General features: G+C 38.2%; 12 protein-coding genes and 2 pseudogenes. 5 read left to right on the forward strand and 9 right to left on the reverse strand.

All coding sequences use genetic code 11. The annotated features are described in order from the left end of the window. Positions 1–51: 51 nt before the first annotated feature. The gene (locus tag HMPREF9243_RS05860; protein ID WP_013668754.1) at positions 52–699 is read right to left on the reverse strand and encodes an HAD family phosphatase; all 648 of its coding nucleotides are present in this window, start codon (positions 697–699) and stop codon (positions 52–54) included. A gap of 191 nt (positions 700–890) precedes the next feature. On the opposite strand from HMPREF9243_RS05860, the gene HMPREF9243_RS05865 reads away from it, so the two are divergent. Beyond that, positions 891–2,519, forward strand: coding sequence for an ABC-F family ATP-binding cassette domain-containing protein (locus HMPREF9243_RS05865; protein ID WP_013670132.1), 1,629 nt, complete (start codon positions 891–893; stop codon positions 2,517–2,519). Positions 2,520–2,598: 79 nt separating this feature from the next. On the opposite strand, the gene HMPREF9243_RS05870 is transcribed toward HMPREF9243_RS05865, so the two are convergent. From HMPREF9243_RS05870 to HMPREF9243_RS10730, 5 genes and pseudogenes are all read right to left on the reverse strand, one after another. Next, positions 2,599–3,336, reverse strand: coding sequence for an amino acid ABC transporter ATP-binding protein (locus HMPREF9243_RS05870; protein WP_013668510.1), 738 nt, complete (start codon positions 3,334–3,336; stop codon positions 2,599–2,601). Positions 3,337–3,348: 12 nt separating this feature from the next. Further along, complete coding sequence (locus HMPREF9243_RS05875) at positions 3,349–4,038, reverse strand: amino acid ABC transporter permease (protein ID WP_013669102.1); 690 nt, start codon at positions 4,036–4,038, stop codon at positions 3,349–3,351. A gap of 4 nt (positions 4,039–4,042) precedes the next feature. Beyond that, a complete protein-coding gene (locus tag HMPREF9243_RS05880; protein WP_013670050.1) occupies positions 4,043–4,735 on the reverse strand; it encodes an amino acid ABC transporter permease in 693 nt (230 codons plus the stop codon). 158 nt (positions 4,736–4,893) lie between these two features. Beyond that, positions 4,894–5,766: a transporter substrate-binding domain-containing protein gene (locus HMPREF9243_RS10725; protein ID WP_049776797.1), complete on the reverse strand. Its 873-nt coding sequence runs from the start codon at positions 5,764–5,766 to the stop codon at positions 4,894–4,896. 18 nt (positions 5,767–5,784) lie between these two features. Next, positions 5,785–6,744, reverse strand: a pseudogene (locus tag HMPREF9243_RS10730) (uroporphyrinogen decarboxylase family protein); the annotation flags it as partial. Between the two features lie 381 nt (positions 6,745–7,125). Here HMPREF9243_RS10730 and HMPREF9243_RS05890 point away from each other — a divergent pair. Both HMPREF9243_RS05890 and HMPREF9243_RS05895 read left to right on the forward strand, forming a co-directional pair. Continuing rightward, positions 7,126–8,861, forward strand: a pseudogene (locus HMPREF9243_RS05890) (ABC transporter ATP-binding protein). Next, positions 8,851–10,650, forward strand: coding sequence for an ABC transporter ATP-binding protein (locus HMPREF9243_RS05895; RefSeq protein ID WP_013669081.1), 1,800 nt, complete (start codon positions 8,851–8,853; stop codon positions 10,648–10,650). Before HMPREF9243_RS05890 ends, HMPREF9243_RS05895 begins: the two are co-directional and overlap by 11 nt. 113 nt (positions 10,651–10,763) lie before the next feature. Here HMPREF9243_RS05895 and HMPREF9243_RS05900 read toward each other — a convergent pair whose 3' ends face one another. The 3 genes from HMPREF9243_RS05900 to HMPREF9243_RS05910 are packed head-to-tail and all read right to left on the reverse strand — an operon-like array spanning position 10,764 to position 13,646. Next, positions 10,764–11,930 carry an AI-2E family transporter gene (locus HMPREF9243_RS05900; RefSeq protein WP_013669834.1) on the reverse strand — a complete coding sequence of 389 codons (1,167 nt, stop codon included), beginning with the start codon at positions 11,928–11,930 and terminating at the stop codon, positions 10,764–10,766. Between the two features lie 12 nt (positions 11,931–11,942). Then, complete coding sequence (gene coaA, locus HMPREF9243_RS05905) at positions 11,943–12,875, reverse strand: type I pantothenate kinase (protein WP_013669323.1); 933 nt, start codon at positions 12,873–12,875, stop codon at positions 11,943–11,945. Between the two features lie 12 nt (positions 12,876–12,887). Next, the gene (locus HMPREF9243_RS05910; protein WP_013668987.1) at positions 12,888–13,646 is read right to left on the reverse strand and encodes an acyl-[acyl-carrier-protein] thioesterase; all 759 of its coding nucleotides are present in this window, start codon (positions 13,644–13,646) and stop codon (positions 12,888–12,890) included. Positions 13,647–13,848: 202 nt separating this feature from the next. Between HMPREF9243_RS05910 and HMPREF9243_RS05915 the strand changes: the two genes are divergently transcribed. After that, on the forward strand, positions 13,849–14,142 hold the full coding sequence (locus HMPREF9243_RS05915; RefSeq protein WP_013669883.1) for a HesB/YadR/YfhF family protein: 294 nt from the start codon (positions 13,849–13,851) through the stop codon (positions 14,140–14,142). Between the two features lie 20 nt (positions 14,143–14,162). After that, positions 14,163–14,429, forward strand: a complete 267-nt coding sequence (locus tag HMPREF9243_RS05920; RefSeq protein ID WP_013668728.1) for a hypothetical protein — start codon at positions 14,163–14,165, stop codon at positions 14,427–14,429. The last annotated feature ends 116 nt before the right edge of the window (positions 14,430–14,545 follow it).

Here is a 14,545-nt window from a genome sequence, read left to right on the forward strand (position 1 = left end):
ATTATTCAGTTTACTGATATCTCATACCGCTAGTAAAGTGCTTTAGCCAGATTATTTAACATAGTTAAGGATATCGTCTAAGCGATCAACAATGGCAAGCGCCTGCGCCTTATTTTTCTCACTAGCTGCGACTAAGTCAGGTACCATGATGGTATCAATCCCCGAACGAAAACCAGCTTCAACCCCCGCTACGGAGTCTTCAATGATTAAAGCACTATCCTTACTTTGCCCTGTCTTCTCTAAGGCCTTTAAAAAGATTTCAGGATGAGGCTTAGAATGTGTGACTTCATCCCCAGAAGTAAAACCATCGATATATGAACTAATTCCAGCTCCTTTTAACCTGGAAATCACTTCTGAGCGATTACTGGAAGAAGCCACATGGATGGTAACTTCCATGTCTTTAAGAGCCTCGAGAGTCTCTAGTAAACCGGCTTTATTGTCAATACCGGATTCAGCCTCAATTTCACCAAATCTTTGCTCAGCTTCATTGAAAAGCGTTTTAGCTAAATCTTGGCTACCTGTTTTTTCCACTAGGGCTTGTAAGCAGGCTGCTGCTGTTCGACCAGCATGCTGGTCAATGTATTCCTGATCGGTAAATTCTATTCCTCGCGCTTGAAAAACCTCTTGATAGGCCTTAAGGTAGACAGATTCTGTATCAATTAAGGTTCCATCCATATCAAAGATAACAACTGATTTCACTGGGTCACTTCCTTCATTCCATGTATTTATATAAATCGCTTACATTTTTTATCATATCACACTGCCCTTATCAGGACAAATTAGAGCTTTTTCTTCTCATTTACTGTTTGCAATCAAAGTTTTAATTCGTTATGATTAGTCAGTATGAGTGACTGAAACTACTCGATCATCAAAAAAAGTGAGGAATCATCATGTTACAAGTTTCAAATGTTAGCCTACATTTTTCTGACCGCAAACTTTATGACAATGTTAATTTAAAATTTAATCCCGGAAATTGCTATGGTATCATCGGTGCCAATGGGGCCGGAAAGTCAACTTTTCTTAAAATATTATCAGGAGAAATTGCCCCTTCTACTGGTGAAGTCAGTAAAGAAGCCAACGAACGGATTTCGGTTTTAAACCAAGACCACTTTGCCTTTGAAGAATATAGCCCAATTGATACAGTCATCATGGGAAATAAAGAACTCTACCAAATAAGAGAAGAGAAAGATGCCATTTATGCAAAAAGTGACTTCAGTGAAGAAGATGGTATTCGTGCCGGTGAACTTGAAGCCCAATTCGCGGAAATGAATGGGTGGGAGGCTGAATCCGAGGCTTCTCAGTTACTCCAAGGCTTAGGAATTGCAGAAGATAAACACTATCAACTGATGAGTGAACTCGAAGAACGCGATAAAGTTAAGGTACTCTTAGCTCAAGCGCTTTTTGGAAATCCGGATATTCTTTTACTTGATGAACCAACCAATGGTTTAGATGCAGACTCCATCGAATGGCTGGCAGAATATATTATTAACTTCCCTAACGCAGTTATCGTGGTCTCCCATGACCGCTATTTCTTAAACCAAGTATGTACCCATATCTGTGATGTTGACTTTGGTAAAATTAAACTTTACGTGGGAAACTATGACTTTTGGAAGCAATCCAGTGAGTTAGCAGCTAAATTACAAGCCGATGCCAATGCCAAAAAAGAAGAAAAAGTTAAAGAATTAAAGGCCTTTATCGCTCGTTTCTCAGCCAATGCTTCCAAATCAAAGCAAGCAACTTCCCGTAAGAAAATGCTGGATAAGATCGAACTTGATGATATTCAACCTTCAAGTCGTAAATATCCCTATGTTGGTTTTGAACCAGAACGTGAAATTGGTAATGATGTCTTGACCGTGGAAGGCCTCTCTAAAACAATTGATGGCGTCAAAGTACTAGATAATATTACCTTCCACCTAAAAAATGATGATAAGGTAGCCTTTGTCAGTCGCAATGATGTCGCTGTTACTACCCTTTTCCAAATTTTAATGGGTGAAATGGAGCCTGATTCTGGTAGCTTCAAGTGGGGAGTAACCACCAGTCAAAGTTACCTGCCGCGTGACACCTCAAAAGAGTTTGAAAATAGTGATCAATCAATATTGCAATGGCTCTTCCAATATGCTAAAACGCCTGAAGAACAAGACAATACCTTCTTGAGAAGTTTCTTAGGACGGATGCTCTTCTCCGGTGATGACGTGAATAAACACGTTAATGTGCTATCTGGGGGCGAAAAAGTCCGCTGTATGCTCTCTAGAATGATGCTTTCCAAGGCTAACGTCCTGGTGATGGATAATCCGACTAACCACCTTGACCTGGAATCGATTTCCAGCTTGAATGATGGCTTAATCCGCTTTAAAGGCGTCCTATTATTCTCATCCCACGATAGAGAATTTCTCTCAACCATTGCAAACCGGGTGATCCATGTCAGTCCTAACGGCTTAGTTGACCGGATTGAAACCGGTTATGAAGAATATCTCAATAACGAGGATACCCAAGCTCGGGTAGATGCCTTATATCAATAAGATAGCATTTCAGGCACCATTAAAGGCCCGCACTAGCTCATTGACAAAGCTAGCGCGGGCCTTTTTGGACGACATCATCTTAAAAGCGATCTAAGACATTGAGAAACTTATGAACTCTTTGATTTTTCTGAGCATTAAAGAAACTGTAAGGGTCTCCCTCTTCAATCACTTCTCCCTGCTCCATAAATATAATATGATCAGCAACATTCTTAGCAAAGGACATTTCATGGGTCACAACGACCATGGTCGTTCCCTTTTTCGCGAGTTCAGTCATGATATTTAAAACCCCATCGACTAATTCCGGATCTAAAGCTGAAGTCGGTTCATCAAAAAGAATGAGATCTGGGCTAGGTGCGATTGCTCTAGCGATTCCCACTCTTTGTTGTTGTCCGCCAGAGAGTTGATTAGGATAACGGTCTTTGAGTTTTGCCATTCCTACCCAGTCAAGGATTTCTTCACTTCGAGCAACTGCTTCATCCTTTGCCCAGCCTCGCGCTGTAACCAGGGGTTCTAGCAAGTTTTCTAAAACCGTTTTATTATTAAACAAATTATAATTTTGAAAAACGAAACCAATATGTTGTCTGATCTTCAAAATTTCTTTTCGAGTAATTTTGCTTAAGTCATAATGCTCTCCTAAGAGGCCAAATTCACCATGATCTGCCTTTTCTAAGAAATTTAAACACCGTAAAAGGGTGGTCTTTCCTGACCCACTAGGGCCCAGAATAGCAATCACATCTCCAGAATCAACTGTTAAATCGATTCCTTTCAATATTTTTTGACCAAGAAAGGATTTGTGGATATTTTTAACATTTAACATCATTAATCACTCCTAGGCATGGGATAGATAATACTTATTAATGACCTGTCCAAGATATTGAATTAAGCCACAAAGTATTAAATATATAACAAAGATAACAATATAAGCACTGGTAAAATTATAGGAATAAGCGGCTGCAGTCTTTGCAATAGCTGTGATATCTTGCACCGTCATCACAAAGACTAAAGAAGTTCCCTTAACCAGTTCAATAATCAAATTGATAAATGAAGGTAGAGCGACTTTAAGCAATTGCGGAAAAATAATTCTTTCAAAACTTTTCCAGGGACTTAAACCGGCACTTAGGGCTGCTTCCCACTGGCCATAATCAACAGCCATTAAGGCAGACCGAAAGATCTCAGTTAAGGATGCTAGCGCAATTAAGCAGAAGATAATGTAGGCATAGATAATCGGATTAAAATTAAAGACGTCCACCTCAACATGAATTAAATTGGTGAATTGATTTAAAAGGCTAGGCAGTAAACTGTAAAAGAACAGAATAAGAACAATTAAGGGAGTAGCGCGTATGATCGCTAAGTAAACTTGAATAAACTTACTAATGACTGGCAGCTCCCTCTGTAAAGCTAAGGCAAACAATAAAGCAGGGGCGATAGAAAATAATACCGCTACCAGCATAATACTAAGGGTCACAGGAATTCCTTTTAAGGAAGCAAAAAATGTATCAATAATAAAATCCCAATTCATCGCCCTATACCTCCCCTTTAGAAATTTCTTTTTCTAATAGATGAATAGAAACCATAATTAATCCAGCAATAATCCAATAGATAATGGCTACGGCCAAATCAGTTTCTAAGGAAAAATTACCCATATTTCGATTAATAAATAATTGCCCTGCCCCCATGACATCAATTAATCCAATGGTATAAGCTAGGGCAGTGTTTTTTAATAAAGAAACCGTCGAGTTACCAATATTTGGTAGGGCAATCCTTAAGGCTTGAGGCAGTAGGATTCTAAAGAAAGTCCTAGCTTCTGACAGGCCCAAAGCTAAGCCAGCCTCCCTTTGCCCCTTATTGACCGCATCATAACTTGCTTTGAACACAACAGAAATATTGGCTCCATATAGCAAAGTTAAGGCAATAATGACAAAGACTGCTTGTGAGAAATCATGAATGTTAATCTTAAGCCACCACTTCAATAGCTGGGGTAAACCATAAAACACTAGAAATATCATCACTATTGGCGGCGTACAGCGCATAATAAATATATAAGTCTTCGTTATTTGCTGATACCATCTTTGCTTTGCTTCTAAGCCATAAGCTAGAATAAGTCCTAGTAAATTGCCAAGGGTAAAGGAAATAATTAATATAAATAATGATACTGGTATAAATGGTATCAATTCCTTAAATAAAGGGAATATGGATTTTACATCAAAATTAACCATATTATCTCCTTTCTACACTAGTCAGTGAATGGCAATAGCCCTGAAACATAGATTGAACTGACCGCCTACTCTAAAAATTATTATTCAGAAGACTTCATTTCATCTAGACTTAATCAGGGCTAAGTAACACATCTTCGTCTTACATCGCATTGCCATTTTTAATCTTTAATATAATCAAATACATTCTTATTTAAATATTGTTGGGATAATTTTTCTAATGTCCCATCTTCACGGAGTTCTTTAATTGCTTGATCATAATCTTTGACTAATTGTTCATTTTCATCAGTCCGTTCAAATAAAGGATAGATTGGAATCCCTTTATAAGTCACATAAGTTAATTGATCAGCTTTATCATGATAAGGACCATCTTCATCTTCTACAGACTTTTTATAGGATAGGTCAATAGAGAAGTAAGCATCATAACGTCCTTCAAGCACCCAACCATAGGCATCAGATAGGTCAAATTGATCAGCAGGCACCAAGTCAATAGGATGATCAGGATTCTTTTGATTATAATCTTGAATCACATCGTATTGACCGTTTTGTGGCGAAATAGGAACTAATCTCCCCTTAGCCTTAGCGAAATCATCGATGTTTTTATATTTATCCTTATCTTCGGAACGAATGGTCAATCCAATCACACTCGCCCCATGATAGTTTTTAGGAATAATAAACTTCTTAGCCCGCTCATCGGTATACCAGCATCCCTTAATCCCTGCGTCATACTTACCTGACTCTAATCCAATAAGTAAGTCTTCATTAGAGGTGGGAACAAAGTCAAAGTGATACTGTGGCAACTTCTTTTCAACTTCTCTAAAAACGGCAACCTCATAACCATCGGCCTCCCCCTTATCATTCACGAAATTATAGGGATAATAATTTTGCCAAAAAGCCACCTTAACGTTACGGGAATTTTCTTTACTTGGTTCACTACTACGGTTTCTGATTAAGAAGCTGGCTAATACAACGACTACCGCCACTAAAATACCGATGAATAATTTTTTATTTTCATTTTCAGCTGCCTCCTCTATACTTGCTTGGCGAACCCAGTCAAAATGTTCTCTTGGTGTATCTGCTGGAATGGTACAATCCGCTCCGATCACATAAGGCGTATCTCCAGCTTCTTTAATTAGCTCCTTGGTGTAAGCTTTTATTTCTGACTCTGTTCCTTTGTAAATGAGGTCATCTGCAGTATTTTGGAAACCACCCACAACAACCTTATCTTTAAAAATTTTCTTACCGTCTTCAATTGATAATTTTTCCGGCCCAGTTGCCCAATTAACCGCACTGGCTGGATAGTCAGCAAATTTTTCTAATCGGTTATGGGCGCCTAAGTAACCACAAACATGGAGGATATGGTGAGGTTTAAGTTCTTTAGCACGATTTAATAAAGCAGTATCCAATGGCTTAACCAGTTCAATGAAGTCTTTATCAGTGAAATCATCGGTTTGTAAATCTTGGGTAGAATAATAGATGCCATCAACGGTAGTCTCTGATAAGATCCCTTCAATGACCTTTTGAATATCTCCCGCAATGACTTTTAAAATTTTTGCGAAAAGTTCAGGATCTTCCTGATAGAACCGGCTGACACGTTCATCTTGGTCATCATATAAAATTTTGAAGGTAGTTAATGGACCGAAAATATTATAAAAACTATACAATTGGTTCTTATGTAGGGCTTCGACCTCCTTGGCAAACTGAATTTGTTCTTGAATCCAAGGATCATCATTTGCTAGCGGTTCAATTTCTCCAACTTCCGATAAATGCTCAGCTTTTTGTAACTTTTCATTAGGATATTGAAAATAACCATCAGTCATTATCTTTATATAGTCAGGCTCAATATCCTTAAGAAATTGCTGGTGGCCAGCTAAATTAGCTGGTTTGATGTGATCATCTTTCAACGCATTAGCATGGTAAACATCTTCTACAAAGTGGTGCCAGAAACCAACCGGCGTCCGCTCAGCTTGATGGCCATCAAAGACTGTTTTTACTAATTCCTTCTTACTCATTTTGTTTTCCTCCTTACTAGTAAAACTCCAATTCCCCAAATAAATAAAACTGAAGTTTAACTAATTTTTTGTAAGTTATATTTTTATTGACTTAATATTAGTTAGGGACGACCTAAAAATCAATAGTTTTAAGTTAAAAATGATAATCTATCTTTCGATCAAATCTGATACACTCCCGCTCGATCAAATACGTTCGCCCGGTCCTTGAGTTGATTACAATAAAAAAGCCCCAAAGTTAGGCATAATCCTAGACTGAAAGGCAGATAAATGGGGCTATCAATGTTTCTTTTTTATTATATATTTAGTGTGAAAACAATTATTGTCTAATTTTTCTATCGTCTTTTATGATGGTAAATAGTTTATCTATTGAGGGGAGTTTTTATGAAATATATTTGGTCTTACATCAAACCCTTTAAGAAAGAGTTAGTATTTATCTTCCTGGGTATGTTGATGTTTTCAGTGGTTAACCTAGGTTTACCAACCATGTTAGCAATGATTATTGATAACGCATTAATACCAGGTGACTTATCCAACCTTTATTTTTCCTAGCAATTATGCTCTTTATTTCTTGTTTAGGTATTGCTGGACAGATTTTTGGCTCTTATTTTATTAGTAAGTTGTCAACGATGATGACAATGAATTTACGTAATGATTTATTTAAAAAAATGCTTAAGCTTTCTCATCACGAGTTTCAAGATTACGGGGTACCCTCTTTAACCAACCGTATGACTTCCGATGCTTTTATCCTCATGCAGTTTACTCAAATGACTCTTAGGACTTTGGCAACTGCACCAGTGATGATCATTATTAGTATTTATATGATTACACGGACTTCGCCCGAATTAGGTTTGTATGTTTTCCCCGTGGCACCTATGATAGTGGCCATGATTATCATTATTGCCTGGTTAACCTTGCCGATTTCCCGTGCCCAACAAAAAACTTTAGATAATATTAACCGGATTCTCAGAGAAAATATTACTGGTACTCGAGTCGTTCGTGCCTTTAACCGGGAACAATTTTTCGAAGAACGTTTTGAAGAAGTCAACCATACTTACCGGCAATACTCTAGTCTTCTGTTTAAAACCATGGCCATTACGCCCTCTCTCTTTTCTTTAATCATGAATATTACTATCATATTAATCGTCTGGTTTGGTGCCGGTTTTGCCGCTAGGGGAAGTGTTCAAGTTGGGACCTTAGTTGCCTTTATTGAATACGTATGGCTAGCTCTCTTCTCCTTAACCATTTTTGCTAATATTTTCATGATGTATCCACGAGCAGTTGTTTCAGCAGGGCGACTCGATGAAGTCATGCATACACCAATAACCGTCCCTCCCTCTGAAAATCCGATTATGGAAACTGATGGTAGTGGGCGCTTAGAATTCAATCACGTCGACTTTGCTTATCCGGATGCTGATGAACCCGTCCTAAGAGATATTAGCTTCTCATCAAAGGCTGGGGAAACCATTGCCTTTATCGGTTCCACTGGGTCGGGAAAATCAACCATTGTGAAGTTAATCCCCCGTTTCTATGATGTCTCCAGTGGGGAAATTAAGCTCGATGGTATTGATATTCGTGACCTAGACTTACAAGTTCTACGCTCTAAAATAGGCTACACGCCCCAAAAAGCCAACCTTTTCTCTGGTCAAATTGCCACCAACCTTCGCTATGGTAAGTTTGATGCTGACGAGGAAGATATGGACCACGCGACTTCGATCGCACAAGCTAGTGAATTTATCAATCGGCTGGCGACTCGTTACCATACAGAATTGACCGAAGGCGGCACTAATCTATCAGGTGGCCAGCGCCAACGCCTATCCATTGCCCGTTCAATTATTGGGGACCGGGAAATATATATATTTGATGATAGTTTTTCCGCTCTGGATTATAAAACAGACGCTGCTGTACGCCAAGCGCTTAAGGAAGAAACGAAAGACGCGACAACGATTATTATTGCCCAACGAGTCGGCACCATCATCAATGCTGATCAAATTATCGTTTTAGACCATGGTCAAATAGCCGCAAAAGGCACCCACAGGGAACTATTAAAGTCCTCTCCGCTATATTATGAAATTGCTTCGTCACAACTTACCAAGGAGGAATTAGAATATGGAGAATAATCGTCAATTAATGAAGAGTCTCTGGCACTTTATTTCTCCCTACCGCTTTAAGTTCAGTTTAAGTGTTATTTGTACAATCGTTCTATGTCTATCAAATGTCCTTGAACCAATTGTCCTAGGCTTAGCAATTACTGAAATCTCTAAAAATATCTTAGCCATCATGAATAATGTGCCAGGAGCTGGAATTAACTATGACTACTTATTAAAGATCATGGCCCTCTACTTTCTACGGGGAATCTTCTACCATGGTTCTTTTTACCTCAGTCAATACTGGTTAACTGAAGTCGTGCAGCATTCGATTTATGATTTGCGTAATGCCATTAGTCATAAAGCAAATCGCCTACCTGTTTCCTATTTCGATAAAAATCAAACGGGCGATATTCTTAGCCGTATGACTAACGACGTGGATACCTTATCCAACGCCCTCCAGCAATCAGTTCTTCCCCTATTAACCGGCGTTTTACAAATTAGTTTTGCCTTAATCAGTATGTTTATTTTGCATTGGAAGCTGGCCCTGGTTAGTGTCATCTCGATGCCTATCACTTACTTGAGTGCAAAAACTATTTTGAATTATTCCCAACCAATCTTTAAAAAACAAGCAGATGCTTTGGGGCACCTCTTTGGCTATACTCAAGAACAATTATCCGGCTACACCGAAATAAAGGTCTATAACAAAGAAAACGAGTCGGTTGATGAATTTGAAAAACGTAACCAAAATCTGCAGGAAGTTGGCTTTAAAGCTGCATTCCTAGCTGAAATTCTCCAACCCATCTTAAGCTTTATTTCTAATTTAGCTTATATTGTAATCACTGGGCTAGGTGCTTATTTCGTCTTTATCCAACAATTAACCATTGGTAACTTACAAGCCTTTGTCCAATATGTCTGGCAAATTAACCAACCCATCCAAACCATCACCCAACTTATCGGGGTGATTCAAAGTGCCGTAGCGGCCAGTCAGCGGATCTTCACTTTCCTTGGTGAAGAAGAAGTTTACCAAAAACCAGTGACTGAACATCTCCCTCTAACAATTAAGGGACAAATCAGCTTTGACCATGTGAAATTTGCCTATGATGAGGATAATATCTTAATGCACGATGTCTCCTTTACCGTAGAACCCGGTCAAACAGTTGCCATTGTTGGTCCAACTGGAGCAGGTAAAACCACCCTGATTAACCTACTCATGCGCTTCTACGATGTCCAGGACGGGTCAATTAATGTTGATGGCATTAATATCAAGGACATCAGCCGACACGATTTGAGAAGCCATATTGGGATGGTCCTACAAGATGCCTGGCTCTATACAGATACTATCCGTGAAAATATTCGCCTTGGCGATTTAGAAGCCAGTGATTATGAAGTGATTGATGCTGCTAAGATAGCCAATGTTGATCATTTTATCCGTACCCTACCTGGCGGCTATGATATGGAAATCAATGAGGAAGGCAGCAACGTTTCCCTAGGTCAAAAGCAACTCATGACCATCGCCCGAGCGATCGTATCTGATCCTGATATTCTTATTCTCGATGAGGCAACTTCCTCGGTTGATACTCGCTTAGAGCAATTAATTCAATCTGCAATGGACCGGATCATGGAGAACCGCACCAGCTTCGTCATTGCCCACCGCCTATCAACCATCCGTAATGCCGACATCATCCTAGTCATGAAAAATGGTGATATTATCGAACACGGTAACCATGATAGTCTCATGGCTAAAGACGGTTTCTATGCGGATCTTTACAATAGTCAATTTAACCAAGAAAGTGCCGCAGAAATTCACATGGGCTATTAGTAAATTTATTTTTTACTAAATGTATCTATACATTGGACTTCTACATGCCTTGACAACACTCATTATAATTTTCATAAGAAAAGGCTGGGATAAAAACCCCAGCCTCTTTCTTTTTATTTAGGATCAATTTCTGCGCTCCAGGTCTCGATATCTAATTCTTTCAGATCGAGTCGATGATTAATGGTGGCTGCTGTGAGCTGGTATATTACAGATACCGTAGGGACACTGAGTAACATTCCTGGTAAGCCAAAGAAGGCCCCGCCGACAGTCACAGCGACCAAAGTCCACAAACCAGGTAAACCAACGCTCCCTCCGACAACACGAGGGTAAATAATATTTCCTTCCAGTTGTTGCACAACAGTTATAAAAATAATAAATAGGATCGCTTTGGTCGGACTAGTCACAACGATTAGCATGGCCCCGGCAACTGCTCCGAAGATTGCTCCAAAAATAGGAATCAAACCCGAAGCCCCCATTATCACTGAAATAGTTAAAGCATATGGAAAATGACAAATTAACATGCCGATATAAACCATAATTCCAAGTATAAAAGCTTCCAGAACCTGGCCACTAACAAAATTAGTGAAAACATCATTGGCTAACTTTCCCACATTGACTAAGTAATTTGCCCAAGGTAAATTACATATGGCATAGATGACTTTCTTTACTTGTCTGGTTAAAGTTTCCTTAGCCGAAACCACAGTAATCCCAAAAACCAAAGAAATAAATAAATTAAACAGACTATTCACCAGGCCAATACCGATAGTAAAGGTTTGTGAAAGCAAATTGGTAGCTAAGGATTGCACGAAGGCGATGGCTCTTTGGGCTAAATTATTTAAATTGATATCCAATTGTTGGATATAAGTCACTAATTCAGGATGACGGTCAATAAAACGCATGACCTTAGAGATGACTTGACTAATGGTTGTAGGCACGATAGAAATAAATGAAGTGATCGTATCCTCAAAATCAGGTAAGACTAAGAAGATTAAAAAGTATATCAATAAGACGATAAGAATCAAGGAAAGGACAATGGCTAAGCCACGCAAGGTTTTCCGATGTCTTTTAAAATAATCGAATCTTTTTAAGTATTTTTCAATATAATTTACCGGAATCGATAGAATAAAGGCAATGGCTGCCCCAACTAAAAATGGACTAATTACATTTTGAATCTGGCCCATAAAATTACTGATAATATTTAAATTATTCATTATCCAAAGGACCGCCAAAAGAATGGCTATTCCACTAAAAACTTTTATCCAATTCTTTTCAAAATTCATTTTTCATTTCTCCTAATAGCGTCGCATTCTAATTGAATCAATATAGTGATTTTCAATTTTGTGAATAACTATGTCTGCCCGATCTCGAGTGGGTAAAATATAGTCTTCCAAGTTAACTAAATTAATGTTTTCCCAAGTCCGTTTAGCTGAACGTAAAGCATCGTCTAATGACATCTTACTATATCGTTGGTTATAGTGATCAGGGTCTTTCAAAGCATTTTCACGAAGTAAAATAAAACGTTCCATATACCATTTTTCAATTAATTCAGTATCGGCATCAACATAAATAGACAGATCAGCATATTCACCAATAAAAAACTGGTCTGATCCAAGGAATTGTAAAACATTGATCCCCTCAACAATGAGAATATGGGGCGATTTAATTTCTCGATAGGCATTAATCCGGTCATAACTCTCATGAGAGTACAAAGGGACTTTGAGCCGCTGCTTATTGCTCTTGACAGCCATGAAAAACTTCTTTAATTCGTGCATATCATAGCTTTCCGGAAAGCCCTTACGGTGCATTAAATCCCAATGTTCTAATTGCTCATTAGGATACAAAAAGCCATCGGTAGTAATTAATTCAACATCTAAATAGGGAAAAAATTGCGATAAAAAGAGTTGCAATAGACGCGCCGTAGTACTTTTACCAACGGCAACACTTCCCGATATGCCAATAATAAAAGGTGGTATTTTATCATTAATGCCTAAAAATTGATTGCGTTCAATAATCAAGCTTTGATAATTTTTAAAGTATATACTAATTAATTGTGTGAGAGGCTGATAAATATCATTAGCATCTTCTAAAGTCAGATGGTCATTAAAAGCCAGCAAGGCCTCTAATTGCTTCTCGGTTAATTTCACATTAATATCAGATGTAATTTCGTCACGATAAGCATGCCAATCGTCACGATCAATAATATGATACATATTATTGAAAGCCATTCCCTAAACCCCTTACTTGTCTTTTCTATTCCAAGATATTTCAACACTTGCATGAATATTATCATCAAAGGATACTATCTTATGCTTGGTCAATAACTGCTTATCGCCTGCTTGGTTGATTTCTGATTTTAACCAGCCGCGATCCCCCTCATAGAGCTCGTGTTTATAGCTGATAATCAAATCTTTAACCTGCCAGCTCTCTATAAATTCTTGACCCACTTGCCTAAATATCCAATCCAAATAAACTAAATTGTTAACATGCTTATTCTGATCAATCGCTTGATGATCTACCAAGAATTCACTCAGCAAATCGGCATCTTCTGTTGGTGAAAATTTAATTTTATTCAAACGAATGCGCTTACTAATATCAATCCCTAGCTTGGCATCTAAAGAGTGCGTATCAACCCGCTCGATTTGACGACTGACAAAATCAATCAAAGTATATACCATGGTACACTTGGCTAAAAGGGCTCTATCTTGATCAACTAAGCTAAAGCTTCTTTTTACAAAGAAGGCATTAGCCCCTATCAACTCTGTGGTCACAGTGACTGATTCATTACATTCTGCTAGGCGGTTAATACTTAGGTGATTTTCAACGATTACCCAGATATAACGCGAGTCCAGCGACCAAAGTCCGGCCTGCTTTAGGGCTTGGTCGTGATCAGCAGAGAGGGCTAAAAAGAGAGCAATGAGGCCCTTAATTTGAATACAACCTTCTTGATCACATTGATCCTGACTGATAATAATATCTTTTTGATAAGACGCTGCCATTGAACCCCTTCTTCACAAAATTGTACTTGAACATTTAGAATATATCGACTTCCATTATAGCATTTAACTGTCCTATAAATAAATAATAAAATAAGAAAAGCTCTAATAAACTCAGGCATTCTGACCCCCAAGCCTTTGACTAGTCAAGTATTCTCTTTTCATCTATAATGGAGCTAGTTTAAAGATATAGGGGAGTGAAAATATGCAAATTCGAATTAGTGATCAGGCATTAAAGTTTTTCAAAGAAGATATGGATTTAGGTTCCGGGGATGCTGTCCGTTTCACCAGTAAGGTCTATGGAAAAACCAACATTCATGAAGGTGTGTCGGTAATGGTTCAAGTCAGTCAACCACAAAAAGTCCTGGTAAGTGAAACAATCGATGGCATCATCTTCTTTGCTGAAGAAGATGATGCTTGGTTTTACAATGATCACTCTCTAGAAGTTGACTACGATGAAGAAGAAGAAAAATTATTATTTACTTTTGTTGATGACTAATTAAAAGGGGCAATGTAATTATGGATAATCTAAAAAAATTATTTTTAGCTGCTGTCGGTGGTACTAGCCTAACTTTAGAAAAAGCTCAAGAAATGATCAAACAGGCCATTGATAAGGGACAAATAACTGTCCAAGAGGGTAAAGAACTGACTGAAGACTTAAAACGTAGCTTTACCGACCGAACTCAAAAACAATCGCTTTCAGAACAAATCGAATCCTTGCAAGTACAAGTTGATAATTTATCTGACCAAGTGAATCAGTTATCAGAAAAATTAAATGAGATCTAAGAAAATGTTTTCTTAACGCTTATCTAAGGGTAAGCGTTTTTTCATAAGGCTGAATCGCCATAGAAAATAACTGATTAATCAGAATTCAAGGATAAATATTTGGCTTAGACGTCAGT

The sequence above is a fragment of the Aerococcus sp. Group 1 genome (genome assembly GCF_000193205.1).
GTDB lineage: Bacteria > Bacillota > Bacilli > Lactobacillales > Aerococcaceae > Aerococcus > Aerococcus urinae_A.

Bases quoted from the DNA above. Each gene is read 5' to 3' on its own strand.
- HMPREF9243_RS05865 (WP_013670132.1), top strand. From the start codon at position 891: ATGTTACAAGTTTCAAATGTTAGCCTACATTTTTCTGACCGCAAACTT.
- HMPREF9243_RS05870 (WP_013668510.1), bottom strand. From the start codon at position 3,336: ATGTTAAATGTTAAAAATATCCACAAATCCTTTCTTGGTCAAAAAATA.
- HMPREF9243_RS05875 (WP_013669102.1), bottom strand. From the start codon at position 4,038: ATGAATTGGGATTTTATTATTGATACATTTTTTGCTTCCTTAAAAGGA.
- HMPREF9243_RS05880 (WP_013670050.1), bottom strand. From the start codon at position 4,735: ATGGTTAATTTTGATGTAAAATCCATATTCCCTTTATTTAAGGAATTG.
- HMPREF9243_RS05895 (WP_013669081.1), top strand. From the start codon at position 8,851: ATGGAGAATAATCGTCAATTAATGAAGAGTCTCTGGCACTTTATTTCT.
- HMPREF9243_RS05900 (WP_013669834.1), bottom strand. From the start codon at position 11,930: ATGAATTTTGAAAAGAATTGGATAAAAGTTTTTAGTGGAATAGCCATT.
- coaA (WP_013669323.1), bottom strand. From the start codon at position 12,875: ATGGCTTTCAATAATATGTATCATATTATTGATCGTGACGATTGGCAT.
- HMPREF9243_RS05910 (WP_013668987.1), bottom strand. From the start codon at position 13,646: ATGGCAGCGTCTTATCAAAAAGATATTATTATCAGTCAGGATCAATGT.
- HMPREF9243_RS05915 (WP_013669883.1), top strand. From the start codon at position 13,849: ATGCAAATTCGAATTAGTGATCAGGCATTAAAGTTTTTCAAAGAAGAT.
- HMPREF9243_RS05920 (WP_013668728.1), top strand. From the start codon at position 14,163: ATGGATAATCTAAAAAAATTATTTTTAGCTGCTGTCGGTGGTACTAGC.